The organism is Undibacterium sp. Ji50W (assembly GCF_049340445.1).
Lineage (GTDB): Bacteria > Pseudomonadota > Gammaproteobacteria > Burkholderiales > Burkholderiaceae_D > Undibacterium.
Window position 1 is genome coordinate 1 of sequence record NZ_JBMPOX010000076.1, and the last position, 395, is coordinate 395.

Consider the following 395-nt stretch of genomic DNA (forward strand, 5'->3'; position numbering starts at 1 on the left):
GGCACTGGATCGTACCCAGCCCGGACTGCCACTAAAGAAAGGTCGAGCTGAAACGATGACCCACGACTACAAGCGCAACGGAACAACCACGCTGTTTGCCGCGCTCAATGTATTAGATGGGCAGGTCATCGGCCAGTGCCAGCAACGCCATACCCATATTGAGTGGTTGAAGTTCCTGAAGCAAATTGACCGCGAGACGCCCAAGGACAAGACATTGCATTTAATCGCCGACAACTACGCCACACACAAACATCCCACTGTCCAGGAATGGCTCGCCAATCACCCGCGCTTCAACATGCACTTCACGCCGACCTCGGCATCGTGGCTCAACATGGTCGAACGCTTCTTCCGAAGCATTTCAACAGACCGACTTGAACGCGGTGTCTTTCGCAGCG

At 54.7% G+C, this 395-nt stretch carries 1 protein-coding gene; it reads left to right on the forward strand.

Translation table 11 applies throughout. From position 1 onward, the window contains the following. The coding region (locus ACO0K9_RS28085; RefSeq protein WP_422990697.1) for an IS630 family transposase at positions 1–395 on the forward strand (395 nt) is incomplete at both ends.